The following is a 25877-nucleotide window of genomic DNA, read 5'->3' on the forward strand; positions in this document are numbered from 1 at the left end:
GCCGACGCGATGTGCGCGTCGACGACGCCGGCGGGGGCGAGCGCCAGCAGGCGCAGCGGCCGGGCGGTGCGGCCTCGGCGGCCGGTACGGGGCGGGCGGGCGTTCCGGCCGGGGGCGCCGGCGCGATCGAGGTCCGGCTCCGGGGCGGGGCGCTGACGGTGCGGGACCACGGCCCGGGCATCCCGGCCGACGAACTCCCGCACGTCTTCGAACGCTTCTGGCGCTCCACCTCGGCGCGGAGCCTGCCCGGGTCGGGGCTCGGGCTGTCGATCGTGGCCCGCACGGTGCAGCAGGCGGGCGGCACGGTGACCCTGGAGGCGGCACCGGGCGGCGGCACGCTGGCCCGCCTCGCGCTGCCGGGGTCGAGCGCGCCTCCGCCGGAGACGGCGCCGTAGCCGGCCGGCCGGCGGGTGACAGGTGGCAGGTGGCCGGGTCGGCGACCCGGCCCGGTCCGGGCACCGGTTCGGCCACCACTCCGGCCCCTGGACCCGGCCCGGGGCCGGGCACCGGTTCGGCCGCCGCCCCCGCCCCGCGGAAACGACGAGCCCCGCCCGGCGCGGAGGCCTGAGCGGGGCTCGGACAGCGGGTGGCGCGGCGGCGCCGGCGGGGCGGGCGGGCCCTCAGTGCTCCTTGCCGCCCTCGGGCTTCTGCGACTTCTCGCCCTTGTCCTTGTCGCCCTGGTCGCTCTTGCCCTGGTCGTTCTTCTCGGATGACTCGGACGACTCGGACTTCGCGCCCTTCTTCGCCGGCCCCTTCTTCTCCGCGTCCTTCTTCTCGGCGTCGCCGAGCGGTATGTCCATCCCCGACAGGTCGGCCTGGATGCCTTCGCGCTCCACCGAGATGTTCTGGAGGCGGACGTATCCGGGCACCTTCGGGAGCTGGAAGGAGAGGGAGAACCGGTTCGACAGGTCCGGCTTCGTCAGCTCGGTCAGCCCGGAGGCCAGCCCCGGGTCGATGCCGATCTTCTTCAGCAGCCACGGGTGATCGACGAGGACGTCGACGAGGTTGAGCTTCATCACCTGCTTCACGAAGCGCGGCGCCCCGGTGACCCGGTGCAGCTCCTCCTCGCTGCGCACCGTCCGGTCGATCGCCGAGTCCGGCACGCCGAGCCGCTCGGCCAGGGACGGGATGGAGAGCAGGGCCTTCGCCTGGGCCAGGTTGCGGCGCACTTCCTCGGCGCCCTTGCGGGTCAGCCGCAGCCCCTCGCCCTCGCCCTTCCCCGGCCGGAACACGGCGATGTCGGCAATGTTGAGCTGCATGCCGCTGATGTCGGTGGCGATCCCCCGGCCGCCCACCCGCCGGATGTGCGCCTCGGCCTTCATGCGCAGGTCGTGGCCCGCGACCGGCAGGCTGCCCTCGGCCCGGACGGAGCTGCGCCCCATCTCGGTGAACCTCACCTGCGAGGAGCCGAGCTCCCGGTTCAGGTCGTCGAACGACAGCAGCACGCTGCCCTGCATCCGGCCGATGACCGCCCCCTTGATGGAGGTGGGCAGGTCGCCCTGGAGCTGCACGTCGGAGGCGGACGCCTCGACCCGCGCCAGCGAGACGCGGTCGGCGGCGACGTCGGGGATGGCGATGTCGACCTTGTCCAGCCGCTTGTCGGCCACCTGCGTCAGGAAGGGGAAGCCGTGCACGGTCACATCCGGCTCGGTGGCCAGATGCAGCGAATCCTTCAGCTTCTCCTGCGTCTTCTGCTCGGCATAGAGCACGGCCCAGCGGTCGGCGACGACCAGGAACGCCATGGCCACCACGACGGCCACCACTGCCTTGAGGGCGATCGGCAGGGCGGCGAACCGGCCCCGGCGCCGCCTGCCCCGGCGGTGGTCGGGCCGGGTCCACTCCTCGTCGGCCTGCTCGTCGTCCGCGCGAAGCCCCAGCCCCAGGACGTCGTCCTCGAGGCGCCGGTGTGAGCTGTCGCCGTAGTCCTCTTCGGGGTCGGCGAGCGCTGCGAGGTCCTCGTACGGGTTGCGCACCGACGGCCTCGGCTCTGACTCGGGAGGTCGTGTGGGGGGTCGCATCGGTATATCCGATCACGAACCGCACCCTCGAATGCAAGTTCAGGCGTTAAACCTCGGTTAATGCGAGCGATTTCACGTTGGGGCGGGCGCGGGTGCCGTGCCCGGGGGCAGCGGACCCGCCGTGCGCTGCGGAGTGTCCCCGGGCAGGTCGGAACAGGTGCGGCAGCGCTCGGGGCCCACGCGGGGAAGCGGACCGGGAGGCTCCGGACGGGGCCGGCCGACCGCCGGTGACCGGCCGCGTTCAGCCGTATACGGCCTTCCGGATCACCGCCGTTGGTCACTCGCGGGGGTGACGGACGCGGGGGTGACGGACGCGGCGGGGACGGAGGAGGGACGGGCCGCCGGCGGGCGCTCTTCACGCACGACGGCCCGGCGGGATCGTGCCCCGCCGGGCCGTACCGGTGCTCGGCGCACCGCGGGTGTCCGGACGACTCCCGTGCGCAGAGGGTCAGTTGCGTGACGGGCCGGTTCCCGCCGTGCGGGTCACCTCACGACCGTGATCCGCGCGGGTCACTTCACGACCGTGATCCGCGCGGGCTACTTCACGACGGTGATCCGGTCCGCCTTCGGCGGCGCCAGCGGCTGCGCCGCGGACGAGTGCGCAGCGAAGTACGCGGTGAGCGCGTCGAGATCGGACTGGCCCACGAACTTGTCGCGGCCCTCCTTGAACGCCGTGAAGCCGTCACCGCCGCCGGAGAGGAACTCGTTCATCGCGACCCGGTACGTCTTCGACGGGTCGATCGCCGTGCCGTTCAGCTTCACCGAGTCCGTCTCGATCCGGGCGGCGCCGGTCTTCGTCATGTCCAGGGTGTAGGTGAAGCCCTTCGAGACCTGGAGGATCTTCGGCGAGGCCTCGTTCGGGCCGCTGACCTGCTGCTGGAGCGCGGTGATCAGCTGGGCGCCGGTGAGGTCGACCGCCGTCATCATGTTGGTGAACGGCTGGACGGTGAACGCCTCGCCGTAGGTGACCACGCCGTCGCCCTCGCTGCCCGACGCCTTCTGCACCAGGTCGGAGCGGATGCCGCCCGGGTTCATCAGGGCGAGCTGCGCGCCGCCCTTGTCGGCCGGGGCCATGGCTTCCAGCTGGGCGTCGCCGATGACGTCGCCGAGCGGCGACTCGTACGTGGCGGCGCCGCGGCCGGGGATGTCGCCGGAGATGTAGCCGACCGGCTTGTTCGCGACCGGCGCGGCCAGCTTGTTCCAGCGCTGGATGAGCGCGGTCATGTCGGTGGCCTTGGGCTGGTCCCGGCGCACCACGTGGTTGGCCGACGCGACCTTGGTCCGCACGATGTCGTGGGTGCGGCGGTCGTAGGTGAGCGTGGTGTCGGTGTAGAGCTTGCCGAACGAGGAGGCCGAGGTGACCATCCGCGGCTTGCCCGCCGGGTCCGGGACCGTGCACACGTACGCCTGGTGGGTGTGGCCGGTGACCAGCGCGTCGACCTTCGGGGTGATGCCCTTGGCGATGTCCACGATGGGGCCGGAGATGCCGTCGCCCTGGCCGGGGCTGTCGCAGTTGTAGTTGTACGAGCCGCCGGCGGGTGCGCCGCCCTCGTGGATGAGCGCGACGATGGACTTCACCCCGCGCCGGTTCAGCTCCTTGGCGTACTTGTTGACGGTCCTGATCTCGTCGTGGAACTTCAGGCCCTTGATGCCATTGGCGGAGACGATGTCCGGGGTGCCCTCCAGAGTCAGCCCGATGAAGCCGATCTTCACCCCGCGGTGCTTCCAGACCGTGTACGGCTTGAGGATCGGCTTGCGCGTCTTCTCGTCCGTCACATTGGCGGCCAGGTAGGGGAAGTCCGCTCCCCTGAAGACCTTGCCCTTCTCGAAGCAGCCCTCCTTGGGGTGGCAGCCGCCCTTCTGCATGCGGGTGAGTTCGGTCCGCCCCTCGTCGAACTCGTGGTTGCCGACGCTGGTCACGTCGAGGCCGAGCTTGTTCATCGCCTCGACGGTCGGCTCGTCGTGGAAGAGGCCGGAGACCAGCGGGCTGGCGCCGATCATGTCGCCGGCGGCGGCGGTGACGCTGTACGGGTGGCCCTTCCGCGCGGTGCGCAGCGAGGAGGCGAGGTACTCGGCGCCGCCCGCGTCGATCTTCTGCGTGGTGCCGTCCGGGTTCTGCTGGGTGACCTGGCCGGAGGAGCCGGCGGGCGGTTCGAGGTTCCCGTGGAAGTCGTTGAAGGAGAGCAGCTGCACATCGACGGTGCGGCCGTGACCGCGGCCGTGCCCGTTGCTGTCGGCCCCGGCCGGAACGGCGACGGACAGCGCCCCGGCCGTGGCCGCGAGCACCGCGGCACCGATCGTCAGACGGCGGGCCGTGCGGCGCCGTTGAGGTGTCGCTGACATGAGTTCCCCTTTGCGGACAGCGAGTTGTGCGACAGCGGAAATCGCTGACGTGGTCGAGTCGAGCGGCAGCTTATGGTCAACGCGCGTAGCGTGTCAGGACTCCGGTGGTAACGAGCAGGTTGCGACGGTGTGGCCGGAAACCTGGGGCGGACGGGTCGGGGGAGCGGGGCCGGTCCGCGGGCTCCGGAGGCACCCGGCGGGCCGTGCACGACGGCGGGGGCGGCGGGCCGCCGGCCGCGCCCCGGGGTCACGGGCGGCGGACGGGCGGAGGCACCGTGTCTCCCGGTGGCGGCAGGGCTCCCCCGGAACCCGCGGGTCGTAGGCTCAGGACATGAGCAACGTGGTGAACGGGACGGGCGCGGTGCGGAAGATCGAGGTTCTCGACGAGGTGGCGCCCGAGACGGCGCAGGCGGTCTCGGAGCTGCTGGAGGAGGCGGCCCGGATCGACGGGCAGCCCGCCGTTTCGGAGCAGGGCCGGCTGCAACTGCGGGGCGGCCGCCGCGAGGGCGTCCGGCATCTGCTGCTGTACGCGGACGAGGGCGACGGCGGCCGGACGCTCGCCGGCTACGCCCAGTTGGAGGAGACGGACCCGGTGGAGGCACCGGCCGCCGAACTGGTCGTGCACCCCGGACACCGGGGGCGCGGCCACGGCCGGGCGCTGGGCGGCGCGCTGCTGGACGCCTCGGGGCGGCGGCTGCGGATGTGGGCGCACGGCGGGCACCCGGCGGCACGGCACCTGGCACAGGTGCTGGGCATGTCGCTGTTCCGGGAACTGCGGCAGATGCGCCGCCCGCTGGCCGATCTCTCGCTCGCCGACCCGGTGCTGCCGGAGGGCGTGACCGTACGGACCTTCCGGCCGGGGCAGGACGACGCCGCGTGGCTGGCGGCGAACGCGGCGGCCTTCGCCCACCACCCCGAGCAGGGCTCCCTCACCCAGCGGGACCTCGACGACCGCATGGCGGAGGCGTGGTTCGACCCGGAGGGCTTCTTCCTGGCGGAGCGGGAGGGCCGGATCGTCGGCTTCCACTGGACCAAGGTGCACGCCGCCGAACAGCTCGGTGAGGTCTACGTGGTCGGCGTCGTCCCCGGCGCGCAGGGAGGCGGCCTGGGGAAGGCGCTCACGGCGATCGGGCTGCGGCACCTGGCGGCGTCCGCGCTGCCGACCGCGATGCTCTACGTGGACGCGGACAACACCGCGGCCGTCACGGTCTACGAACGGCTCGGGTTCGTCACCCACGAGACGGATCTGATGTACCGGACGGAGAGCTGAGCGACCCGGATCCGGGCCGGGTGGTGAGCTGAGCCGGGCGGTGGGCTGATCAGGGCGGTGAGCCGGTCCGGGCGGTGGGCTGATCAGGGCGGTGAGCCGGTCCGGGCGGTGGGCTGATCAGGGCGGTGAGCCGGTCCGGGCGGTGAGCTGAGCCGGGTGGTGAGCCGGTCCGGGTGGAGAGCTGATCAGGGTGGGCACCGGGTACGGCCGGGCCGCCGCCCGTGGGCAGCCCGCGCCGGACCGGCGCCCTTCCGGCCTCCGGCAGGAGGCCCCGGCGGGCGCTCGTCGGCACCCGGATGGAGTAGTCCCGGAAACCCATGGCCAGAGCCTCGGACCCCGGCCGAGGGGCACCTGCCGAAGTCCCCCGCCCCTCCGGTCCCCCCTCGTGACGTCGGGAGTCCCCGACCGGGAGGCAAAAAGGCCGTCATGCGTGACCGCCCGCCGGGCTGGGCAGCCTGGTGGCGGAAGACGTGCGGCGGCGGCCCCGGGACCCCGGCGGGCCCCGCAGTCCCCGGACCAGGCGGACCCCGCAGTCCCCGGACCCGGCGAACCCCCGCAGCCTCCGGATCCCGGCGGGCTCCGGAGCCCCCGCCGCCCCTGGTGGCCCCGCGGAGAAGCCCGAAGCGGAACGCCGCGGAGGAGGGCCGTAGCCGCACTCCGCAACGGCGGCTCCGCACCCCGCCCGGGCCCGCGCGCCCCGCCGGGAACCGGGGCACGGCCCCCGGGAGCCGGGCCGTGTCCACCCCCGGGAAGGGACCCGCTTGCCTGGCCGCCATGTGCGCGTTACCGGCGATTCAACGTTGCTTGCGAGCATCACTGAATGCAGCCCGCTGTGCCGAAATCCCCCACGAGACGGCTCCGTGCCGCTCCTCCGCCGCTCTCCCCGCCCCCATCCGACGCGCCCGAACCCGCGTGGGCGCGGAACAATGAGGACATGAGCGACTCCAGCGTTCCGGCTCCGGCCCAGCACGTCCAGCCCTCGGTCGGCTCCATCGCCGCGCACCGTACCCACACCGTTGCGGCCGCGGCCTACTCCGACCTGGAACCGGATCTCGACGCCGACCTCGACGGCTACGAGGACGGCTACGAGGACCGGGACGGCGAGCTGCCCCAGGGACGGTTCCTGGACCGCGAGCGCAGCTGGCTGGCGTTCAACGAGCGGGTGCTGGAACTCGCCGAGGACCCCGCCACCCCGCTGCTGGAGCGCGCCAACTTCCTGGCGATCTTCGCGAGCAACCTGGACGAGTTCTTCATGGTCCGGGTGGCCGGCCTGAAGCGCCGGATCGCCACCGGGGTCGCCACCCGGTCCGCCTCCGGGCTCCAGCCCCGCGAGGTGCTGGACCTCATCTGGAACCGCTCCCGCGAGCTCATGGCCCGGCACGCCGCCTGCTTCCAGCAGGACGTCCTGCCGGAGCTCGCCGAGCAGGGCATCCAGATGATCCGCTGGCCGGATCTGACCGAGAAGGAGCAGGCGCGGCTGTTCACCCTGTTCCGCCAGCAGATCTTCCCGGTGCTCACGCCGCTGGCCGTGGACCCCGCGCACCCGTTCCCGTACATCTCCGGGCTCTCCCTGAACCTGGCCGTCGTGGTGCGGAACCCGGTCAGCGGGCACGAGCACTTCGCCCGGGTCAAGGTGCCGCCGCTGCTCCACCGCTTCCTGGAGGCCTCCCCGCAGCGGTACGTGCCGCTGGAGGACGTGATCGCGGCGCATCTGGAGGAGCTCTTCCCGGGGATGGAGGTGCTCGCCCACCACATGTTCCGGGTCACTCGCAACGAGGACCTGGAGGTCGAGGAGGACGACGCGGAGAACCTCCTCAAGGCGCTGGAGAAGGAGCTCATGCGGCGCCGCTTCGGCCCGCCGGTGCGGCTGGAGGTCGAGGAGTCGATGGCCCCGGAGGTCCTGGACCGGCTGGTCCGGGAGCTGAAGATCTCCGAGGCCGAAGTCCACCCGCTGCCGGGCCCGCTGGACCTGACCGGCCTGTTCGGCATAGCGAAGCTGGACCGGCCCGAGCTGAAGTACCCGAAGTTCGTGGCGGGGACCCACCGCGACCTCGCCGAGGTCGAGTCGGCGCAGGCCCCGGACATCTTCGCGGCGCTGCGCGAGCGCGACGTGCTGCTGCACCACCCGTACGACTCGTTCTCCACCTCCGTGCAGGCCTTCCTGGAGCAGGCCGCCGACGACCCCGACGTGCTGGCGATCAAGCAGACGCTCTACCGCACCTCGGGCGACTCGCCGATCGTGAACGCGCTGATAGACGCCGCGGAGTCCGGCAAGCAGGTGCTGGTGCTCGTCGAGATCAAGGCCCGCTTCGACGAGCAGGCCAACATCAAGTGGGCCCGCAAGCTGGAGGAGTCGGGCTGCCATGTCGTCTACGGCCTGGTCGGGCTGAAGACGCACTGCAAGCTGTCGCTGGTGGTCCGGCAGGAGGGCGACACGCTGCGCCGCTACAGCCACGTCGGCACCGGCAACTACCACCCGAAGACGGCGCGGCTCTATGAGGACCTGGGGCTGCTCACCGCGGACCCGCAGGTCGGCGCGGACCTCTCGGACCTCTTCAACCGGCTGTCCGGCTACTCCCGGCGGGAGAACTACCGGCGGCTGCTCGTCGCCCCCAAGTCGCTGCGCGACGGCCTGATACAGCGCATCGACAGGGAGGCCGCGCACCGCCGCGCCGGCCGGCCCGCGTACATCCGGATGAAGGTCAACTCCATGGTGGACGAGGCCGTCATCGACGCGCTGTACCGGGCGTCGATGGCCGGGGTGCCGGTGGACGTCTGGGTGCGCGGGATCTGCGCGCTGCGGCCCGGGGTCGAGGGGCTGTCGGAGAACATCCGGGTGCGCAGCGTGCTCGGGCGCTTCCTGGAACACTCGCGGATCTTCACCTTCGGCAACAACGGGGAGCCCGAAGTCTGGTTCGGCAGCGCCGACATGATGCACCGCAACCTGGACCGCCGCATCGAGGCGCTGGTCCGGGTGAGCGACACGGCCCACCGGGCCACCCTGACCCGGCTGCTGGAGACCGGCATGTCGGACGCGACCGCGTCCTGGCACCTCGGCCCGGACGGCAACTGGACGCGGCACGCGACGGACGCCGAGGGGCAGCGGCTGCCCAACGTCCAGGAAATGCTCATCGACGCCCGGAGGCGCCGGCGTGGCCCAGCGACATCATGAATCCGCCGGTGGAGCCGGTGACGGCGACAGCGTTCACGGCGACAGCGTTCCGGGGACCGGTCCGGAGCGGGAGATTACGGCCCGCGCCGCGGACGCGCCGGCCCCGGCGGGCCGGCGGGCCGAACACCCCGGCCGGGAGCGCCGCGACGACGAACGCGACGACGAACGCGACGGGGTGCGCTGGGGCGGGGACCGCCGCCCCGGGAGACGTGGGGACCACCGCGGCGGGGGCCGCGGGGACGAGGACGGGCGGCACCGGGAGTGGCGGCAGCGCCACGGCCAGGACCGCCGGGAATCCGCCGTCCGCGGCCGTCCGGCCGCGGACGGCGGGGAGGAACCGGCACGAGGGGTGCGTGTGATGGTGGCGGAGAGCACGGGCGGCAGGCCGGTCCGGGGCGCGCCCCCGGCCCCGACCGCGGGCGAGGTGCTGGCCGGGTACCTGCACGCGCACGCGACCGAGTTCCTGCGCAGCCTGCGGTTGCAGCGGGAGAGCGGATCCGACGCGGAGGAAGCCGTCGAGGCGGGGCGGCGGCTGCGCCGGTCCGCGCGGCGGATCAGCGGCGCGCTGCACACCTTCCGCCCGCTGACGGACACGGCCTGGTCGGACCCGCTGCGCGCGGAACTCGCGTGGGTGGCCGGCACGCTGGCCCGCGAACACGCCTATGCCGCCCGGCTGGTCCGGCTCCGCGCGGCCCTGCACCGGCTCTCCGGCGCGGACCCGTCGCCCGTGGCGGCGGCCGGGGCGGGAGAGAGCGGCCGGGGCGCCACCGAGTGGTACGACCTGACGGGCACGGGCACGGGCACGGGCACGGGCGGGACCGGCGGGCAGGCCTCCGACGGCGGACCGTCTCACGGCGGCGGACAGCCCCTCGACAGCCGACAGACCTTCGACGGCGGACAGACCTTCGACGGCGGCCCGGCCGCGTACGACGGTGACGGCCCGGCCGTCCGGCCGCTCGCGCTCGGCGAGGCCGAACTGCCCGCCCCCGGGGACCTGCTGCCCACCGGGACCACCGGGACCACCGGGTGCGGGGCGGAATCGGGGTACGGGGCGGAATCGGGGTACGGGTCGGGCTCGGGATACGGGACTGATGCGGGATACGGGGCGGACTCCGGGGCGAACGGAAGCCCGGCGAACAGAAGCGCGGCGAACGGAGCCGCGGCGAACGGAAACCTGGCGAGCGGGGAGAACGGGGAGCGGGTCGTAACGCAGCGCGCGCCCGGATCCGCGACGACGGCCGGGGCGGCCGGGACCGGCGGGGCGGCCGGGACCGGCGGGACGGCCCGGGCGGCCGGGACGCCCGGGAAGGGCGGGGCCGCCGGTGGGCAGCGGAGGGCCCAGCAGCGGACCACCGCCCAGGCCACGGCCACCGCCCCCGGCGCGCTGACGGTGGGCGCCGCCCGCGCCGCCGCCCTGCTGGACCGGCAGCTCACGCTCGCCCGGACCCGGGCGCACTCGCAGGCCCTCCAGGTCCTGGGCTCGTCACGGTTCCACGCGGTCGCCGACAGCGTGGCCGTGCTGGCCTCGGAGGCACCGCTCGACACGGTCGCCGCCGCCGGACCCCCGGAGGCGGCACTGCGGCCGCTCGCCGACCAGGTGCACCGGCGGCTGGCGGACGCGGTGGACGCCCTGCCGCTGTACCGGGCCGGGCACCCGTACAACGCCGAGGCCCTGGTGCACGGGCTCGCCGCCACGGCGGCGGCCGACGCGCCTCCGGCGGCGGAGCAGCAGGACGCGCCCTGGCACCAGGTCCGGCTGCTGCTGCGGCTGTGCCGGTACGCCGAGGAGGTCATGGAGGCGGTGGACCCGCGGCCGGTGCCCGGCGGGGGAGACGAGCCGCCGTTCAGCGTGCGGCTCTCCGGCGCGGCGCAGGCCCTGGAGCGGCACCGCGACGCGGCCGAGGCGGCGGCAGCAGCCGCGGCTGCCGCCCGCACCCCGCGGATCGCTCCCGCCACGGCGTACGCCCTGGGCGTGCTCCACGCCGATCAGCGGCACGACGTGGAGGCGGCCCGGTTCGCCTTCGGCAGGCTCTGGCAGCGATGGGCGGTGACCACCCGGTGACCCGCGACGACGACCCCCCGGACACCGGCCCTCGGGACGACGACCCCCCGGACACCCGTCCTCGGGACGACGGCCCCCCGGACACCGGTCCTCGGGACGGCGACTCCACGGACACCGGTCCTCGGGACACCGGCTCTCGGGACGACGGCCGCTCTCCGGGCATCGCCTCTCCGGGCACCGGCTCTCGGGACGACGAGCCCCGGGCCGCCGGCCCTCCGGACGACGGCCCGGGCAACGGGTCGTCCACCCACGAACCGTCCACCGGCGAACCGTCCACCCACGAACCGTCCACCGGCGAGCCCGCGGCCGGGCGGCATCCCGCGGCCGGGCCGTATCCCTTCGTCGGGAGGACCGTACTGGCGGCGGGGTGCGTGCTCTGGCGGCGTTCCCCGCGGGCCGGGGAGGTCGAGATCGCGCTGGTCCACCGCCCGAAGTACGACGACTGGTCGCACCCCAAGGGCAAGCTCAAGCGGGGCGAGGAACCACTGCGGGGCGCGCTGCGCGAGGTGCTGGAGGAGACCGGATACGCCTGCGCACCCGGACCGCCGCTCCCCACCGCCCACTACGTGGCCAACGACCGCCCCAAGCTGGTCCACTACTGGGCCGCCGAGGCCACCGACGGGCAGTTCGTGCCGAACCGCGAGGTCGACCGCCTCCTCTGGCTCCCCCCGGACGCGGCCCGGGTCCGCCTCACGCACGAACGCGACCGGGAACTGGTCGACGCCTTCCGCGACGTGCTCCACATGGCCTGAGCCCACCGGTGCGGGGCGGTGCGTGGGCCATCGTCGCGGACCGGTCGGCCAATGACAGGGCCCCGACAGTGCTCTCCCGAGCGGCACCCGCCCGCCGTCATCGAACGCTCCAATTCCGAGCGCATTCCGGTCGATTTCACGACCACTTCGATCGCGGATGCCTCCGATCCGGTCAGGTGTCGGCAGCCTCCTGCGAGCCGGGCGGTGCGGGTGCGCCGGATGAGTCGTACAGCCTGGGGGAAGGGGGCCGCCGGGCCGTGGAAACTTGGTGTCAAGTTCCGTCACAGGCAGTGCACTTGGGTCGCTGACGTGGCATTCTGTCGCACCTCGGCACCAACGCGAGACCTCTGGGGGGCAGTGGTGATCACAGGCGACGGTATGCAGTTACCGGGGTGGCGCGGAGGCGACGGCAACGCCGCGTATCTCGACAAAACCTTGCGTCATGGAGACATGGAGCTGTCCCTCGCGGAGGGCGTCAGCGGCCGGTTCATTCTCTTCCTGGTGCTGCGGGCCTTCTTCGCCTCGGTCCTCGTCGCCATGGTCCCGGCCTTCATCGGGCTGATCGCCCTGATGGCCGACCTCGGCGCGTCCTCCGAGTACGGGGCCTACGGGTCGTCGTCCGACGGGGGTGCGGCGGGCGCGGCCTGGCTGATGTTCGCGTTCATCGCCTCCACCGCGGCCTTCTGGCTGGTCCTGCTGGCGTCCCGGGTCCGGGAGCCGCTGGGCGCCTGGCGGGTCCTCCTCGCCGACCGCGAGGACCGGGCGACATCGGTCTACAGCCAGATCCGCGGCACGCTGCGGCTCCGGCGCAGCCCGCTGGCCGTTCAGGAACGCCGGATCAGGACCGGTGGGCGGGACGCGGAGAGCATCAGTCACCGGCTGGTCCTCGACGACGGCCCGTACACCGCGTACGTCTCCGTGTTCGGCTACGGATCGAGCCTCTACCTCGGCTGGACGATGTGGCGGTCGCGCCGCGGGGCCGCGCTGTTCGCGCAGTTCGTCGGGGACCTGTTCCGCGGCGTGCTGGGGCAGAACACGCCCGAGAAGCAGATGATGCGCGCCGACCGTCCGCAGGCGATGCGGGAGGCCGTGCATCTGGCCTGCCGGGAGGGCCTGTTCGTGGCGATCGAGGGCATCGACGTCCCCGACTCCTACGGCTTCCCGCAGGGGCTGCCGCCGGTCGTCGACGAGGACGTGCCCGCCGCCCCGGCGCCCCCGCCGGTCCCCGTTCCGTCGATGCCGCCGCGCCCCGGTGTCCCGCCGCAGGCCGGAGGTCCCGGCACGGTATGACCGACGACGGTGTGCTGGTCTCCTCGGGTTCGCAGGGCAGTTGGGCCTGGGTGGGCGCCCGGCTCGAACCCGAGGCGGCCCTGTCGGAGCACGGCGGCTTCGCCGGTCTGCCCGAGGAGCGGCGCACGGCCGAGGCGGCGGTCCGGGAACGGGCCTGGCTTGCGGAGCGGTGGGTCCCCGACGGGCGGCACCGGTTCGAGATCCGCTACTGGAACGAGCCGGACACCGGCCGGATCTCCTGTGCCCTGCTCGGCCAGGTCCACGACCGGGACCGGCAGAGCGCGGAGAGCGCCGCCCGCGCGCTGCGGCCGCGCCTGCTCTCCGTACCCCGGCACGTGCGGGCCGTCGGGCTCGACGCGGCGGGGGTGCGGCGCGCGCTCACACCCCTCGGAGCCGGTGGTGGAGCCGTTGGTGCAACCGGAACCGGAACCGGAACCGGAGCTGGAACCGGAACCGGGACCAGTGCCGGACCAGGACCAGGACCAGGACCAGGACCCGGCCCCGGTGGGGGCAGCGGTCCGGGGGACGGTGGCCTGGCCGAGGTCCGTAAGCGGCTGGCCTGGGCGCCGTCCACCCGGCACGACGCCCGGTTCCGGGTGGGCGTCATGGTGTTCCCGCTGGTCGGACAGGCCGTGTCCTGGGAACCGGTCTGGAACGAACTGGCCCGTCAGGACCGGCCGAGCATGATCGGCGTCTGTCTGGAGCCGTCCGCCCCCGGAGAGGGACTGCCGGCCCGGCTCGGCTACCTCGCCCAGGAGTACGGCCGCCTCGCGGTCGCCGGCACGCCGAACCCGGTGTACCAGCAGCCGGTGCCGCCGGACCCGTTCGCGATCCGGGCCGCGCCGCTGTACCAGGACGCGGCCCAGCGCTACGGGGGCCGCGTCTTCCGGATGCGGATCGCGGTCGCCGCCGCGGGGCCGGTGCCGCGGCACCTGGCGGAGACGGTCGCGGCCACGGTGTCCGCCGCATCGGTGTCCGCCGCATCGGTGTCCGTCGCACCGTTGTCCGCCGCACCGGGGGCCGGGACCGGGGCCGGGGCCGTGTCGGCCGCCGAGGCCGCGGTGGTCCGCGTGCCGCCGGAGGGCGAGCGGCAGGCCGCCTGGCACAGCGTCGACACGCTGGGCCGGGCCTGGCTGGAGGAGACCTACGGGCAGGGCGCGCCGCCCGGCCGGCTGGGACCGGTGGAGCGGGTGCTGAGCGATCTGGTGGATCTGCCGGAGGCCGGCACCGCGTTCCGCTTCCCGTACGAAACCCCGGGCCGCCCGCCGCTGTTCGACACCGCGAGCCGACGGGCGGCCCGGGGCGGACCCCGGAGCGGAGGACCGGCCCCGGCCGCCCCGCAGGCGGATCCGCACTTCCCGGGCCTGTGACGACATGGCCCCACTCCCGTCCGCGCACCGCACGGGACCGACCGAACCTCGACCGGAAAGGCTCAGCAACCGTGCTTACCTTCGCCTTCGACGATGGCTCCGCCGAGGCGGACGCCCTGGCCCGTGACCTGGCCGACTGGCTGAACGACGACGAGGACCTGAGCGGCGCCGTCCGCCTCCGGATGGCACCGCCCGCCCGCGGCGAACAGGGCGCCCTCGCCCAGGCCGCGGAACTGCTCGGCGCCGCGGAGCCGCTGCTCAGCGCCGGGGTCGGCGCCGTCGCCATGTGGCTGGCGGAGCGTACGAAGAGCCGGCGCGTCAGCTTCCGCGCCGTCCGGCCGGACGGCGCGGAACTGCGGGTCTCCGCGGGCAGCCCGGCGGACGCGGCAGCCGTACGGGAGGAACTGGAGCGCTTCGTGAACGACAACGGCCAGGGCGGGGACGGCACCGACGACGCCACGCGAGCCGGTGACGGGCGAGCCGGCGCCACGCGAGCCGGTGACACACAGGCCGGTGACACGCGGGCCGACGACACGCGGGCCGACGATGGACAGACCGGCGACGGGCGGACCGGCGACGGCCCGGACCCGGGCGCGTGAACGACGGCGGATGGGCCGTACACCTGCCGCGCCCGCAGCGCTCGTCCGCCGTGCTCGTCGGCACCGCCACCCAGGTGACGCCCAGCGGCCTGCACCCGATTCCGCAGGCGGCGGCCGGCGTCCGGGCCCTCGCGGACGCCCTCACCGGCCCCGCGGGACACCTCGACCCGGACGCCGTGCGGCTGCGCGTCGACCCGCAGACCGCCACGGACGTGCTCGATCTGTTCCCGACGGCAGGCGGCGGCCGGCCGGACCTGTGCCTCTTCTACTACGCAGGCCACGGACTGCTCGCCGAAGGGGACCGGCTGTGCCTGGCGCTGCCCGGCTCGGTGGACGAGCCGGGCCGGGTGGCCCGCACCTCGCTGCCCGTGCAGGACGTCCTCGCCGCGATGTCCCAGTCGGCGGCCCGCCACAAGGTCGCGGTGCTCGACTGCTGCTTCGCCGCCCGTGCCTTCGACGCACCGGCCGCGGCCGATGTGCATCTCCTGACCGCGACGACCCGGACGAAGAAGGCGCGGTACGGGGAGGGCGCGGAGTACACCGGCTTCACCGGCGCGCTGCTGGAGCTGCTGCGGGACGGCATCCCCGACGGCCCGGAACACCTCGACCTCGGCACGCTCCACCGCCGGCTCGCGGTCACCCTGCCCACGTCCGCCGAGCGCTGTCCGGTGCCGGCGCAGCGGGCGGTGGGGTTCAGCCACGACCTGGCCCTGACCCGCAACCCCGCGCACGGGACGGGGCGGACCCGGGAAGGACTCGCGGCGCGGGCCCGGTTCGCCCTGCGGATGCGCCGGCTCGCCCTCCAGGGTGCCGTGGTCAAGCCCGAACGCCTGGAACAGGCCGTACGCCTCTTCGCGGGCATCGTCGCCGACGGCGTCCGGGAGCTCTCCCCGACCGACCGGGAGGTCCTCACCTACCGGCACGCCCACGGATCGGTGCTGGGCGAGGCGGGGGACGCGCCGGGCGCCGCCGCACTGCTCGACGCCGTGGTCGCCGACTGGGAGAGCGTGGCCGCGCCGGACGACGCACGGCTCACGGCGGCCCGGGCCAGCCGCGCGCACTGGCACCACGAAGGCCGAGCGGCGTCGACCGGTCCAGCGGGGCCGCCCGGGGAGGGGCCGCCCGGGGAGGGACCGCCCGGGGAGGGGCCGGCCGCCCCTTCTCTGCACCCGTCCGCCCCGGTAGGGCCGCAGGCTCGCTGAGACCGACGACCCACAAGGTCCCGTGCTCGACGGGGCGGCTGGGACGGCTGGACGGACGCCGCCCCTGCCCAGCCCCAGCACCCCCGCCCCAGCGCTCCGGCCGTCCATGCCCCAGCCGATCCCTGCACCCCGGCCAGTCCCGTGGAGCCTGCGCCCCGGTCAGCCGCGCGGAGCCTGCGCCCCGGTCAGCCTCGCGGAGCCAGGGCGTCCCAGCGGACGGTGACCTCCCCCTGGCGCCACCGCCCGGGCCCGTCGGCGACCGGCCAGTCCCGGCGCAGGGCGCGGACGGCGCCGATCCACCGCTGCCGCGCCCCGAGGGAGGCGAACGGCGCGGCGGCCGCCCACGCGCGGTCGAAGTCGCTGAGGAACGCATGGACGGGCTCGCCCGGCACGTTCCGGTGGATGAGTGCCTTGGGCAGCCGTTCCGCCAGGTCGGAGGGGCGGGACAGCGACCCCAGCCGGGTCGCGAAGGTGACCGTGCGCGGGCCCTCGGGGCCGAGGGCGACCCAGACGTGCCGCCGCCCGATCTCGTCGCAGGTCCCCTCCACGAGCAGTCCGCCGGGCGCCAGCCGCGCCCGCAGCCGTTCCCAGACGGCGTGGACCTCGGCCTCGTCGTACTGCCGCAGCACGTTGGCCGCCCGGATCAGCACCGGCCGGCGCCCGCCGGGGAGCGGGACCTCGAAGCCGCCGTGGGCGAAGGCGAGCCCGTCGCGTTCGTATCGGCGGGCGGCCTCGACCCGGACCGGATCGATCTCGATGCCCACCACCCGGGCGTCCGGCCGCACGGTCCGCAGTCGCCCGAGCAGCTCCACGGCGGTCCACGGGGCGGCGCCGTAGCCGAGGTCGACGGCGACCCCGTCCCGGTCCCGGCGCACGGCTCCGCCGTGGACCGCGGCGATCCAGCGGTCCATGCGCCGCAGACGGTTGGGGTTGGTCGTGCCGCGGGTCACGGTCCCCACGGGGCGGGGCGAGGGGATGCGGACGGCCATGAGGAGAGGGTAGGCGGTGCCACCCGAAGCCCGTACCGCCCGGTTCCGGGCCCCGGGGCCCGCACCGACCCCCTACCGAGCTCCAGGCCTGCATCGCACCCCGGGCCCGTACCGCGCGGACGGTACTGCCGGTGCCGGTGCCGGTGCCGGTGCCCGTTCTCGTACCTGTGGCCGTGGACGTGGCCGTACCCGTGGCCGTTCTCGTACCCGTGCCCGTGCCCGTGCCCCTGCCCGTGCCCCCGAGCGGCCGTGGAACCCTGGTCCGGGAATGGTCCACTCCGCACCGCCCGGAGCGGCCCCTTCCGCCGGCCCACGGAGACATCGCGCGTCACGTTTTGGCAAAGCGGAAATGGTATGAGGCGTTCCGCTGGTTACACGTTCGAAGGGGAGGTCCGCTCCCGGCTAAGGAGGTCTCGCGAGGTGAGCCAGTACGTGTCCCGTCTCGGTGCGCTCCGTGGCCGTTCCCACGGCCCGCTGGTGACTCCGCCCCGGCTGAGGCTGCCCGGCACCGCGCCGCGGCGCCCGCGCCGGGTCGCCATGCTCAGCGTGCACACCTCGCCGCTGCACCAGCCCGGCACCGGGGACGCCGGCGGCATGAACGTCTACATCGTCGAGCTCGCCCGGCGCCTGGCCGCGATCAACATCGAGGTCGAGATCTTCACCCGGGCCACCACCGGCACGCTCCCGCCCTCGGTCGAGCTGGCCCCCGGGGTGCTCGTCCGGCACGTGGACGCCGGCCCCTACGAGGGCCTGGCCAAGGAGGACCTGCCCGCCCAGCTCTGCGCCTTCACCCACGGCGTGATGCAGGCGTGGGCGGGCCAGCGCCCCGGCCACTACGACCTCGTCCACTCCCACTACTGGCTCTCCGGCCACGTCGGCTGGCTCGCCGCCGAGCGCTGGGGCGTCCCGCTGGTGCACGCCATGCACACCATGGCGAAGGTCAAGAACGCCGCGCTCGCCGCGGGCGACACCCCCGAGCCGCCGGCCCGGGTCATCGGCGAGACCCAGATAGTCCGCGCCGCCGACCGGCTGGTGGCGAACACCACCGAGGAGGCCGGCGAGCTCGTCCGCCACTACGACGCGGCGGCCGGCAAGGTCGCCGTCGTCCATCCCGGCGTGAACCTGGAGCGCTTCCGGCCCGAGCCCGCCGGGGTCGCCGAGAGCCGGGCCGCCGCCCGCGCCCGCCTCGGGCTGCCGCAGGACGCGCTGATCCCCCTCTTCGCCGGCCGGATACAGCCGCTCAAGGCCCCCGACGTCCTGCTCCGCGCGGTCGCCGCCCTGCTGGAGGAACAGCCGCGGCTGCGGGAACGCCTGGTGGTGCCGATCGTCGGCGGACCGAGCGGCAGCGGCCTCGCCAAGCCCGAGGGGCTGCAGAAGCTGGCGGCCCGGCTCGGCATCTGCGATGTGGTCCGGTTCCGGCCGCCCGTCGGTCAGGAACAGCTCGCGGACTGGTTCCGGGCGGCGTCCGTGCTGGTCATGCCCTCCTACAGCGAGTCCTTCGGCCTGGTCGCCATCGAGGCGCAGGCCTGCGGCACCCCGGTCGTCGCCGCGTCGGTCGGCGGCCTGCCGGTCGCGGTCCGGGACGGGGAGAGCGGCTTCCTCGTCGACGGCCACGACCCCCGCGACTACGCGCGGGCGCTGCGCCGCTTCAGCGACGACCCGTCCCTCGCGGACCGGATGGGCGCGGCCGCGGCCCGGCACGCCCAGGCCTTCGGCTGGGACGCGTCCGCGGCGTCGACCGCCGAGGTGTACACGGCGGCGATGCAGGAACGGCGTCGTCTACGCTCGCTGCATGGCTGACGCTGCCCACGCTGAACTGGACGCCCGGAAGACCGTCGAGCGGACCCTCACCGAGGCCGAACTCGAATGGGAGAGCCCGAGCGACGGCACGTACGTCGTGAAGCTGCCCGGCACCCGGAAGCTGTCGACGACCTGCTCCCTGGTGATCGGCCGGCACTCGCTGTCGGTCAACGCCTTCGTCGTCCGGCATCCGGACGAGAACGAGGCCGCCGTGCACCGCTGGCTGCTGGAGCGCAACACCCGCCTCTACGGCGTGAGTTACGCGATCGACCGGCTCGGTGACATCTACCTGGCGGGCAAGCTGCCGCTGTCCTCGGTCACCCCCGACGAACTGGACCGCCTCCTCGGCACGGTGCTGGAGCACGCGGACGGCAGCTTCAACACCCTGCTGGAGATGGGCTTCGCCACGGCGATCCGCAAGGAGTACGCGTGGCGCACGGCCCGCGGGGAGTCCACCCGGAACCTGGAGGCGTTCACCCATCTGACGGGCGAGCGGCGCCCGTCGGACTGAGCTACCGCTCCCCGGCCGCCTGCCGCTCCCCGGCCTTCAGCAACTCCTCCGGGCCCTGCCGCTCGATCTCCTTCTCCCCGATCGTCTTCTCCCCGATCTCCTGCGGCGCCCCCTTCCTCTCCGGTTCGAGAAGCGCGGGCCGGTCGTCCGGCAGGCGCCGCATCAGCAGGGCGTAGCCGACGGCGGCCACCGCCCCCACGACCGCGCTCGCGTACCAGAGCGTGTCGGGGCCGAAGCGGTCGATGACGAAGCCGCTCAGCAGCGGCGCCACCAGCGACGCGACCGCCCACGACAGGACGACCATGCCCTGGTAGCGGCCCCGGCCATGGGTGGGGGAGAGCCGGACGACCAGCCCCATCTGCGTCGGCGCGTTGATGACCTCGCCCAGCGTCCAGACGCAGACGGTCAGCGCGTACACCGTGAGGGAACCCGCGAACGCCGTCAGCCCGAAGCCGAATCCGATGAGCAGGGAGGCGAGGATCAGATGCCGCGCCGGGTCCCGGTGCTCGATGAACCGGGTCACCGGAATCTGCAGGACCACGATCAGCACGCCGTTCACGGCCGCCACCAGGCCGTAGTCGCCGCTGGAGAAGCCCTGCGCGCCCATCGTGACGGGGAGGGCCACGAAGGCCTGCTGGAACACGGTCGCGATCAGGAACGACAGTCCGACGACGCTCATGAACCGGTAGTCGCGCAGCACCGAGCCCAGCCCGATCTCGGCCTCCGCCGCCGTCGAGCCGTCGCTCCTGCCCCGTTCCGGACGGGTCTCCGGGAGCTTCACGAAGACGACGACCGCGCAGACCGCCGTCATCGCCGCCTCGCCCAGGAACAGCAGCAGATAGCTGTGCGCGGCGAGCAGTCCGGCCGCGGAGGACGACACCGCGAACCCGAGGTTGATCGCCCAGTAATTGAGGGAGAAGGCCCGCACCCGGTCCTCGGGAGCGACGATGTCGGCCATCATCGCCTGCGTCGCCGGCCGGGAGGCGTTGCTCGTCACGCCGACGAGACAGGCCGCGGCGGCGATCGCGACCGGATGTTCCATGAAGCCGAGCAGAGCCACCGAGCAGGCGGTGCCGATCTGCGAGACGAGCAGGGTGGGCCGCCGGCCCAGCCGGTCGGCGAGCACGCCGCCGACGAGGGACGAGACCGCGCCGCCGAGCCCGTGCAGCGCCGCGACCAGGCCCGCGTACGAGGCCGAATAGCCCCGGTCGACTGTCAGATACATGGCAAGGAAGGTGGCGACAAAGGCGCCCAGCCGGTTGACCAGCGTGGCGGTCCACAGCCACCAGAAGGCCCGGGGCAGACCCGAGACACTCTCCATCGCGGCACGCTTCAGACTGGCGACGGACAAGCAGGCCCCCCGGCTCCGTAAGTGGTCAATACGCCGAACGCAGCTTACGAATCACGGAGCGGGAACCGCCACGGATTTTCGGCCGCGCACGCCGCCGGCCCCGTACTCCGGGGCTCATCGGCCCCGTCCGCCGGGGCCCGTCGGCGTCGTCTCCCGCACCCCGTCAGCCTCGTCCCCGGGGCCGTCCCGGTCCACCAGTCGGGCGGTCGTGCTGCGGCCGAATCCCGTCGATTAGGCTCGGCGCCATGGCCGACGCACCGTACAAGCTGATCCTCCTCCGCCACGGCGAGAGCGAGTGGAACGCGAAGAACCTGTTCACCGGCTGGGTGGACGTGAACCTGACCGAGAAGGGCGAGAAGGAGGCGGTCCGCGGCGGTGAGCTGCTCAAGGACGCCGGCCTGCTCCCCGACATCGTCCACACCTCCCTCCAGAAGCGCGCGATCCGCACCGCGCAGCTCGCCCTGGAGTCGGCCGACCGGCTCTGGATCCCGGTCCACCGCTCCTGGCGCCTGAACGAGCGGCACTACGGCGCGCTGCAGGGCAAGGACAAGGCGCAGACCCTGGTCGAGTTCGGCGAGGAGCAGTTCATGCTCTGGCGCCGCTCGTACGACACCCCGCCGCCCGTGCTGGAGGACGGCACCGAGTGGTCGCAGAGCGACGACCCCCGCTACGCCACGATCCCGCCGGAGCTCCGCCCGCGCACCGAGTGCCTCCAGGACGTCGTCGTCCGCATGCTGCCGTACTGGTACGACGGCATCGTCCCGGACCTCCTCACCGGCCGCACGGTCCTGGTCGCCGCCCACGGCAACAGCCTGCGCGCCCTGGTCAAGCACCTCGACGGCATCTCCGACGAGGACATCTCCGGCCTGAACATCCCCACCGGCATCCCGCTCGCCTACGAACTGGACGCCGACTTCCGCCCCCTGAAGCCGGGCGGCACGTACCTGGACCCGGACGCGGCGAAGGCCGCGATCGAGGCCGTGAAGAACCAGGGCAAGAAGAAGTAACGCGACGCCAGAAAGCCCCCGACCTGCGGTTTCTTCGCGGGGCGGGGGCTTCCTGGTGGTGCTGGGCCGTCCCTGGGCCGTCAGGTGCGGCGAAGCCAGCGGCGGACCCGGATGTCCAGGACGATCAACAGCGCCACGGGGACAGCGATGTCGGCAGGAACGTCGGCCCAGAGGGCGAATGCCCCGCCGGCCGTGCCGATGAGCGCGATCGGCAAGTCGCGGGGACAGATGTCGACGGTGACACCTGCGCGTGGGACCATGTGGCCTCCATCTGTGGTCGGTTCCTGGCTAGGGTTTCCGGGTGCGGAAATGGAAGCGAATGCCGCCCCTGGACGGGCGGCATTCGCATGCGGTGAGACTTTCGCATAGCTGGGCACCATAGACAAATGTGCAGCTAGATCGGCCTTCGACTTTCACAGTAGAAAGTCGAAGGATCGGCCATGCGTTCATTCGCGTGAACAAGCTGTTCATGCTTGTGAACAGGGCGAATGGTACGCAGTTGGGGCATCCTGGCGATGTGGGGATCGTTCCTTCGTGTGCGATGTGAGGGCTAGCGTAATTGCTTGCTCGCAAGGAAGTCTTTCCCTCGGTAGGGAAAGTTTCGAGTGCCAGCGTGAGTGCTTTGCGAGATTTAGGTCTGGGGCGTGGTCTGAAATTCGTCGTACGCGTGAGCGATTACCTTGCGTGTGCGCTCCTGGCTTGACGGCATGAGGTATGCGTACACGCGGAGCGTCAGGCCCGGGTCCGAGTGGCCCAGGTACTCTCGGCGAGAGCCTTGATGTTCTCCCCGGCGTTCAGGAGCATCGAGGCGTAGAAGTGTCGGAGTGCGTGCATGCCGTTCTCGCGGGACTCGGCGTAGGCTCGCCAGGCTTCCCGGGGATCACTCCAGCCGAGGCCAGCGCCCGCTTCCATGCCTCCTCGTTGAGCGACGTCCGCCAGACTTGACTGCCGCGCGGCCCGGTGAAGAAATCGAACTGCCCCTGTGTGCACAAGACTTCAAGCCCTCAGGCCCTGAGTGACTTGTGTTCGATCACGGCCACCGTCAACCATCTACGGAAACAGCAGCAGTGAAACCGCCGTTCGTGCAGGTAGCTGTCAAGATGGATGTCAAGCACCAGCCACGCCATTTTTGGTCGATCAGTTTAACCCCTCCTCTGAAGACAAAAACAAACCGGAAACAGGGGTACCTGTTAGTTGGCTGAAAATTCCCTTGGTGGTCTCACGGAGAATCGAACTCCGATTGCCAGGATGAAAACTCGGAACAGCCCGAGCTGGGGTGATGTGCAACAGCGCGTCACCGAAGTTGACGAAGCTTTGCGTGCACGGCGGCGAACTTGGCTGCTCGGCGCCGCAGCTGTCAGTGTTGTCAAAGACGCCAGGGGTGAGGAGCTGGACTTTGCTGCATAGGCCGAGCCGGTCAACCCGCCGCCGGCCGAGCCTCCTTGAACCGGACGACTTGCCCTACGTCCTGCCCGTACATGAGTCCGGCCGACCACCAGCAGCCGTGGGTTCGGGCTCTTGAACCGTCTGACTCAACCCCATGCCGGCCACGGTCCCTTGATCCGCTCAACCTAGCTGCGCAGGGTGTGCAGGCCATGAGGTAATGACTGCCGTGGATCACAACTCGCTGCGGAAGCTCGTGGAGGGCCAGCTCCTCCGACTTGAGGGCAACGCCTTTCAGGACTGCATGGATCGGCTCGGCCTGGAGCTGTACCCCGGCGACTATCAGCCGGTGCGGGCGGCCGGACCGAAGGGCGACACTAAGAACGACGGCTACTGCCCGAAGGCCCGGGTGTTCTTCGCGGCGCACGCGACGCGCGGCGAGCGGATCGACAAGACCAAGGCGAAGATCCGCGGTGACTTGGAGGGCTGCCTCCAGGAGCACCGTGACGTGAAGGCGTGGCGCTTCCTCACCAACGACACCTTGCTGGGCGAGGTCGACCAGTTCATCGACAACGAGCTTCGTCCCTTGTACCGGGGTGTCACCATCGAGGTGTGGGGGATCAAGAGGCTTGCCGACGAGATCAGCAAGCTCAAGAGGGTGCAGGTCGACAGGATCATCGACGTCGTCACGATGGACGACGAGCCAGCGTTTGATGTCGTGGTGCTCGACCACATGAAGACAGGGCGTGACCTCTGGCCGATCCTCTCCGGCTGCCTTGGATGGTTGCCCCATGAGGAACCAGACGACTGCACTGACGAGGAGCAGGACCTCATAGACAGCGCTGTTCAAAGCTTCCGGGACTGGAGCGATATTTCCGGAGACATAGAGTTCTCTCGCTCCTCCGTGCGCGACGCACAGCGAAGCCTCACGGCTATCCTGGAGGAGCTCGCAGATAAGGGGCTCGCCCTCTACGCGGGAGCGAAGGACAACTATCCCCTTACCGAAGGCCCGTCGCCGTTCTTGGGAACCGTCGCGATCTTTAGGATTGCTCGGGTAGCCCCCGCCGTACCAACGAGTGGTTGACGGGAGACGCCCTCCCGCGTGTGAACTCCAGGATCAATGCCGTGCCGGCCTCGTCGCGTAGAACCCGTCGGCTCTGGGAGGGCTGAGTGCTACGGAGGTGTGCGACCGTCGACGGTCGCACACTCGTGCTCGGTGACGAGGACACACGCGCCGAGTTGGAGGGGGAGCCGCAGGTGTACCGGTGGTTCTTCCACAGAGACGGATCTGTGGTCGATGTCCGCCTGGTCCTGGCCGATGACGCCCAAGCTCCGAACAGCTCAGGGGTGGTTCTCTGGTCAGGCTGCCACACCGTCACGGCACTCGCGCGGTCCGCCGTCCGGACCTTCGACCGGATCGACTACGAGCAGGGCGAAGATGCCTACGAGTCTCAATGGGGCCAGCCGTTTCCCCGATCCGAACTTGAAGCTCTGCGAACCGCCATGCGGTCGCACCAGAGACCCACAGTGGCCAACGACACCGCTTTCGAGGCTGGCCGATGAGCAGAAGTCTGGGCCGTCTCTGGGCTGTCCGACGTCGCTCAACAGTGGCCAATGACGACCAACAACGACCACCAGGCGCACGAGCCCATCGCCCCTGGCCAGCAAAAACCAGCTCACCAAGATCCCCGGCAAGACCCAGGGCAAGAAGAAGTAGGTTCCGTGATGACGCCCCCGACTTGCGCTGGTGGCGCGGATCGGGGGGCATTTTCACGGTCTGGGCCCTCTGTGGGACCTCAGCGCGGTGGTCGAGTGCTGAGCGAGAGCCTTCCGGGCACGGTCCCGGCTACTGAGCATGGGGTGCGCGTACACCTTCAGCGTCAGGACGCGCCCGAAGGGCCGATTGCGCTCTCACTGGAGATCGTCCCGCCCGCGTGGACTTGCTTTACGGAGCGGGTGGAGTTTCAGAAGCGAGCGTGTGACGTGCAGCAGTCGTGAACCGCTCGCGAGTACGCTCGCGGGCTTCCTGGTTGCGCTTCAGTTCATCGACGATCGCAGTTGCTTGGTCAAGAAATCCGGAAAACCCGTCGGCGTCCTCATACGCGCGAGAGATTGCAGCGTTGGCGAGTTTCTCGGCCCGGTCGAAGCTCTCGAACATCGCGTCCGCCTCAGGGGGCACTCGAACGCTCTCGATCGCCTCCGTCGTGAGCTCTTGCATCTGCCTTGTGGCCTCCTCCATGGCTTCCATGGCGGCTGTCATCGCTGGCGCTGTTTCGGTAGCTCCGTGTTCAGTAGTGGGAACATACGCCTCTGTGAGTTTCAGTAGTTTGGTGGCTATATCCACGTCACGTCGAATGCTGTCGGCGAGCTCTTCCGCTGCCCGGGCCACCTCGGCCGGTCCCAAGATGTCGATCCTCCGAGCACGCTCAGTCATGCGGTCAGCAGATTCTTTCAGCGGGTTGAGCCCCGACGATTCAGAGTCTCCTGGCAGACCCACGGAGTTAAGGATGCGAAGACACTCGTCCCAGGCTGCTAGGAAACCTTCGTACGCCTGAAGCCGCTGTTGCCGAAGCCAGTGGGCTTGATCGACGTCGGCTTGATCGCGAACTTGCTGCAAAGTGACTTGTGCACTGATCAAGGATCCCTTCTTTACGGCCCGGGCACCAACGACTGTGCCAGCCAGCCCGAACACCGCAGCCACCAGAGCGAGAACAAGTTCCTTCATGACCAGACATCATCGCGGCGACGACCGTCAGGC

19 protein-coding genes and 2 pseudogenes are annotated in these 25877 nt (G+C 72.1%); 14 read left to right on the forward strand and 7 right to left on the reverse strand.

The features are described 5' to 3' along the window. Positions 1 to 395, forward strand: a 395-nt coding sequence (locus ABT112_RS22520) for an ATP-binding protein (RefSeq protein WP_351512252.1), incomplete at its 5' end; no start/stop codon positions are given. Between the two features lie 225 nt (positions 396 to 620). Here the strand turns inward: ABT112_RS22520 and ABT112_RS22525 are convergent. Next, positions 621 to 1973, reverse strand: a complete 1353-nt coding sequence (locus ABT112_RS22525; RefSeq protein ID WP_351512254.1) for an LmeA family phospholipid-binding protein — start codon at positions 1971 to 1973, stop codon at positions 621 to 623. Between the two features lie 582 nt (positions 1974 to 2555). Further along, positions 2556 to 4361, reverse strand: coding sequence for a bifunctional metallophosphatase/5'-nucleotidase (locus tag ABT112_RS22530; RefSeq protein ID WP_351512256.1), 1806 nt, complete (start codon positions 4359 to 4361; stop codon positions 2556 to 2558). Positions 4362 to 4692: 331 nt separating this feature from the next. Here ABT112_RS22530 and mshD point away from each other — a divergent pair, with 331 nt between their 5' ends. The 9 genes and pseudogenes from mshD (at position 4693) to ABT112_RS22575 (ending at position 16078) form a co-directional block, all read left to right on the forward strand. Next, positions 4693 to 5631: a mycothiol synthase gene (mshD, locus tag ABT112_RS22535; RefSeq protein WP_351512258.1), complete on the forward strand. Its 939-nt coding sequence runs from the start codon at positions 4693 to 4695 to the stop codon at positions 5629 to 5631. An 820-nt stretch (positions 5632 to 6451) separates the two neighbouring features. Then, on the forward strand, positions 6452 to 8803 hold the full coding sequence (locus ABT112_RS22540) for an RNA degradosome polyphosphate kinase (RefSeq protein WP_502975410.1): 2352 nt from the start codon (positions 6452 to 6454) through the stop codon (positions 8801 to 8803). 358 nt (positions 8804 to 9161) lie between these two features. Continuing rightward, positions 9162 to 9473, forward strand: a pseudogene (locus ABT112_RS22545) (CHAD domain-containing protein); the annotation flags it as partial. A gap of 327 nt (positions 9474 to 9800) precedes the next feature. Next, positions 9801 to 10865, forward strand: coding sequence for a CHAD domain-containing protein (locus tag ABT112_RS35400; protein WP_502975413.1), 1065 nt, complete (start codon positions 9801 to 9803; stop codon positions 10863 to 10865). Between the two features lie 356 nt (positions 10866 to 11221). Beyond that, positions 11222 to 11617: an NUDIX hydrolase gene (locus ABT112_RS22555; protein WP_351512360.1), complete on the forward strand. Its 396-nt coding sequence runs from the start codon at positions 11222 to 11224 to the stop codon at positions 11615 to 11617. Between the two features lie 450 nt (positions 11618 to 12067). Continuing rightward, positions 12068 to 12907, forward strand: a complete 840-nt coding sequence (locus ABT112_RS22560; protein WP_351512261.1) for a hypothetical protein — start codon at positions 12068 to 12070, stop codon at positions 12905 to 12907. After that, positions 12904 to 14277, forward strand: a complete 1374-nt coding sequence (locus tag ABT112_RS22565) for a hypothetical protein (protein WP_351512263.1) — start codon at positions 12904 to 12906, stop codon at positions 14275 to 14277. Before ABT112_RS22560 ends, ABT112_RS22565 begins: the two co-directional genes overlap by 4 nt. A 71-nt stretch (positions 14278 to 14348) precedes the next feature. Next, positions 14349 to 14876, forward strand: a complete 528-nt coding sequence (locus ABT112_RS22570; protein ID WP_351512265.1) for an effector-associated constant component EACC1 — start codon at positions 14349 to 14351, stop codon at positions 14874 to 14876. Further along, a complete protein-coding gene (locus ABT112_RS22575) occupies positions 14873 to 16078 on the forward strand; it encodes a caspase, EACC1-associated type (protein ID WP_351512267.1) in 1206 nt (401 codons plus the stop codon). The genes ABT112_RS22570 and ABT112_RS22575 overlap by 4 nt, the downstream gene beginning before the upstream one ends. A gap of 185 nt (positions 16079 to 16263) precedes the next feature. Here the strand turns inward: ABT112_RS22575 and ABT112_RS22580 are convergent, their stop codons facing one another. Beyond that, entirely contained in the window at positions 16264 to 17067 is an 804-nt protein-coding gene (locus ABT112_RS22580) for a class I SAM-dependent methyltransferase (RefSeq protein WP_351512269.1), read from the reverse strand. A gap of 420 nt (positions 17068 to 17487) precedes the next feature. Between ABT112_RS22580 and mshA the strand changes: the two genes are divergently transcribed. Both mshA and ABT112_RS22590 read left to right on the forward strand, forming a co-directional pair. Further along, positions 17488 to 18867 (forward strand): D-inositol-3-phosphate glycosyltransferase, encoded by a 1380-nt coding sequence (mshA, locus tag ABT112_RS22585; RefSeq protein ID WP_502975411.1) that lies wholly within the window; start codon positions 17488 to 17490, stop codon positions 18865 to 18867. Beyond that, positions 18860 to 19378 (forward strand): type III secretion system chaperone family protein, encoded by a 519-nt coding sequence (locus tag ABT112_RS22590; RefSeq protein WP_351512271.1) that lies wholly within the window; start codon positions 18860 to 18862, stop codon positions 19376 to 19378. The genes mshA and ABT112_RS22590 overlap by 8 nt, the downstream gene beginning before the upstream one ends. A gap of 1 nt (position 19379) precedes the next feature. Here the strand turns inward: ABT112_RS22590 and ABT112_RS22595 are convergent, their stop codons facing one another. Then, complete coding sequence (locus ABT112_RS22595; RefSeq protein ID WP_502975412.1) at positions 19380 to 20699, reverse strand: MDR family MFS transporter; 1320 nt, start codon at positions 20697 to 20699, stop codon at positions 19380 to 19382. A gap of 275 nt (positions 20700 to 20974) precedes the next feature. Between ABT112_RS22595 and ABT112_RS22600 the strand changes: the two genes are divergently transcribed. After that, a complete protein-coding gene (locus tag ABT112_RS22600; protein ID WP_351512275.1) occupies positions 20975 to 21736 on the forward strand; it encodes a phosphoglyceromutase in 762 nt (253 codons plus the stop codon). A gap of 80 nt (positions 21737 to 21816) precedes the next feature. Here ABT112_RS22600 and ABT112_RS22605 read toward each other — a convergent pair whose 3' ends face one another. Together ABT112_RS22605 and ABT112_RS22610 are read right to left on the reverse strand one after the other, a co-directional pair. Beyond that, complete coding sequence (locus ABT112_RS22605; RefSeq protein WP_351512277.1) at positions 21817 to 21996, reverse strand: hypothetical protein; 180 nt, start codon at positions 21994 to 21996, stop codon at positions 21817 to 21819. A gap of 371 nt (positions 21997 to 22367) precedes the next feature. Continuing rightward, a pseudogene (locus tag ABT112_RS22610) lies at positions 22368 to 22701 on the reverse strand (tyrosine-type recombinase/integrase); the annotation flags it as partial. 647 nt (positions 22702 to 23348) lie between these two features. On the opposite strand from ABT112_RS22610, the gene ABT112_RS22615 reads away from it, so the two are divergent. After that, a complete protein-coding gene (locus ABT112_RS22615; RefSeq protein ID WP_351512279.1) occupies positions 23349 to 24203 on the forward strand; it encodes a hypothetical protein in 855 nt (284 codons plus the stop codon). An 861-nt stretch (positions 24204 to 25064) separates the two neighbouring features. On the opposite strand, the gene ABT112_RS22620 is transcribed toward ABT112_RS22615, so the two are convergent. Next, positions 25065 to 25844: a hypothetical protein gene (locus tag ABT112_RS22620; protein ID WP_351512281.1), complete on the reverse strand. Its 780-nt coding sequence runs from the start codon at positions 25842 to 25844 to the stop codon at positions 25065 to 25067. Positions 25845 to 25877 lie beyond the last annotated feature (33 nt).

The organism is Streptomyces sp. NPDC002055 (assembly GCF_040296705.1).
In the GTDB taxonomy this organism is placed as follows: Bacteria; Actinomycetota; Actinomycetes; order Streptomycetales; family Streptomycetaceae; genus Streptomyces.